This is a genomic window from Chamaesiphon sp. GL140_3_metabinner_50, assembly GCF_025361915.1.
Lineage (GTDB): Bacteria > Cyanobacteriota > Cyanobacteriia > Cyanobacteriales > Chamaesiphonaceae > Chamaesiphon.
Genome location: NZ_JANYJC010000372.1, coordinates 1 through 2,306 on the forward strand (window position 1 = coordinate 1; position 2,306 = coordinate 2,306).

Here is a 2,306-nt window from a genome sequence, read left to right on the forward strand (position 1 = left end):
TCCATCCGATCGATCGCCCAAAACAAGTTTACCGCCGTCGGGCGCGTCGCTCTGAGCGTTTTGCCAATTGCCACCAACTGTGCCAAAAACTCATCTCGATCTGTAGTGGTAATCTCTTTGGCACCCAAATACATCCCATAAGCCGCCGCCACACCAATCGCTGGCGCACCCCGCACGATCATCGTCGAAATGGCTCGTGCCATATCTTCCACCAGATCGATCTCGACATAAGTATACTCATTTGGCAGCCGATTCTGGTCGATTAACAGCACGCGATCGTCTTGCCAGCGGACGGGATAAACTGGGGTATTCATAGATTAATTAACTAGAGCGCGACCGAGTAGTCTAAACCCAAATTTTATCATTCAGTTACGACATATCCCCGACTTCTTGCAAGAAGTCGGGGATATGGGATCGCTAACGCTCCTCACCAAAATGGCTCGTGTCATATCTTCCACCAGATCGATACTCTGCTTGCTATTTGTTATAATCGATAAATATATCCTTACGCTCTAAATTCACTCATGCTATCTCAACAACAGAGTAAAGCTGTCTCGCTCAAACCTTTTCTCAACCACTATGGAGAAACATCTGTAGAACAGATCGAGAAAAATCGAGATGCCATCTCATTATTAGAAGGTTGGTTGTCTGAAGAAGTACCATCTACTGAATTATTAGAACGCCAATCCTACCTAGCCGAACTCAAGCAAACTATCGATAGTCAACGTCTTCCTGGTTCTCAGTTTTATCTATTCACTGGTAAATCTAAATACTCACTTAATTCTGCCAGCAACCATTCACATTCGGCTTCACTGTTGCTATAAATTCGATATTCTCTCACGCCAGCATAGATGACGATCTCTTTGGTTAACAACGGTCGTTTATCTTTACCCTTGTTTATGTGAGGTTTGAGATTATAAACGAGTCGATCGATATTCAATCGAGGACTAGTCGGCACCTGCTTTCCAAACCGAAAATTACCAATTTGCTTATAAAAGCTAATTTGCTGCCCATCGATTTGCAAATATAGTTTTCCAAAGAAATAATAGATAAAATTATAAACAATTGGTGCAAAGGGTAACAATTGAGTTGGCAATGCTACAAACAAATAGTTATTTAATATTTGAGCGACAAGTACCGTAGCAAGTGTTAAAGGGATTGGTATAATAAACAAACTTAATACAATTGCGATGCCCCACCCGATTGGGAATCTTCGATCGGGAATAAAGATCTCGATCTCATCGGCTTTTTTAGTGAGGACGATCTTACTGCCATAAGGTTTTTCTCTAACAATAAGGTCGCTTTCGTCTAGTCTTGCTAAAGCTGATTTTGCCGTACTGACATCAGGAAAACGTTTTTTGAGACTGACTTCAGTTATCGTTTCCAACCACCGCCGCCAGCTTTTGCTGAGATTATTAACTGGGATCTGAATTTTGCCATCATCTTGGGGCAAATCGGCAGGATGAGTACCTGAGAGCGTGTAAATTAAAGTCGCACCCAAACTATAAAGATCGGAAGCTGGCACCGTTTTACCACCAAATTGTTCCATCGGCATATAACCATAGGTTCCCACCACCGTCATCGTCCCCCCATCCTTGGCTGCAACGTTCTGTACCGAACCAAAATCGACGAGATATACTTCCCCAATACTATTGCCCGAACGATTGGCAAGGAGAATATTACTGGGTTTGAGATCGCGATGAATGACTGGCGGTTGGAGCGAGTGCAAATAATTGAGAATATCGAGTACGGATGTGGCAAATGCTTGTAAATCGCTCTCTGTAAACCGCCGCCCAGAGCTAACTACTTCTTCGAGTGATGGTGCGTCGATATAAGTTTGCACGAGTGCGAAACCTTTTAAATTTGGTAAGTCAAACTCAAAATAGTCTAAATAGCGGGGAATGGCGGGGAGATCGAGATGTTTGAGTGTTTCGGCTTCGCGCTCGAATAATTTAAGATCGTCCCAAATAAACTCGTTATTAAAAATCAGTAATTTAATAACAACGGGTAATTCTGTCTGAAGATCGATCGCCAAAAATGTGCGCCTACCAGTCTTTTGCCCTAACTGTTTTTCGATCTGGTATCGATCGCATAAAACTTGTCCGATAAATCCCGATCCTGAATTTTGCATAGAGTTCGATCGTCACACGCTATCTCTAATATACCCATCGATCGCCCAAAATTTAATCGTTGGCGTAGCCTACCGGAGGTAATCGACCGAGCATCAAGCTGTATCTCGACATTTGACACGATCGATCGCATATATCCCGCCCACAAAAATTTATTAACGATCCACAATAGCGGAA

2 protein-coding genes and 1 pseudogene are annotated in these 2,306 nt (G+C 42.9%); 1 reads left to right on the top strand and 2 read right to left on the bottom strand.

What is annotated here, in order from left to right; translation table 11 throughout:
- Positions 1-314: pseudogene (locus Q0R35_RS18205) on the bottom strand (S-methyl-5-thioribose-1-phosphate isomerase); the annotation flags it as partial.
- Positions 315-524: 210 nt separating this feature from the next.
- Here Q0R35_RS18205 and Q0R35_RS18210 point away from each other — a divergent pair.
- On the top strand, positions 525-824 hold the full coding sequence (locus Q0R35_RS18210; protein ID WP_295621834.1) for a hypothetical protein: 300 nt from the start codon (positions 525-527) through the stop codon (positions 822-824).
- Here the strand turns inward: Q0R35_RS18210 and Q0R35_RS18215 are convergent.
- Positions 746-2,131, bottom strand: coding sequence for a serine/threonine-protein kinase (locus Q0R35_RS18215; protein ID WP_295621837.1), 1,386 nt, complete (start codon positions 2,129-2,131; stop codon positions 746-748). The two genes, Q0R35_RS18210 and Q0R35_RS18215, sit on opposite strands and share 79 nt — an antisense overlap.
- Positions 2,132-2,306 lie beyond the last annotated feature (175 nt).

Excerpts from the sequence above, each read along its gene's own strand:
- Q0R35_RS18215 (WP_295621837.1), bottom strand. The coding sequence starts at position 2,131 with ATGCAAAATTCAGGATCGGGATTTATCGGACAAGTTTTATGCGATCGA.
- Q0R35_RS18210 (WP_295621834.1), top strand. The coding sequence starts at position 525 with ATGCTATCTCAACAACAGAGTAAAGCTGTCTCGCTCAAACCTTTTCTC.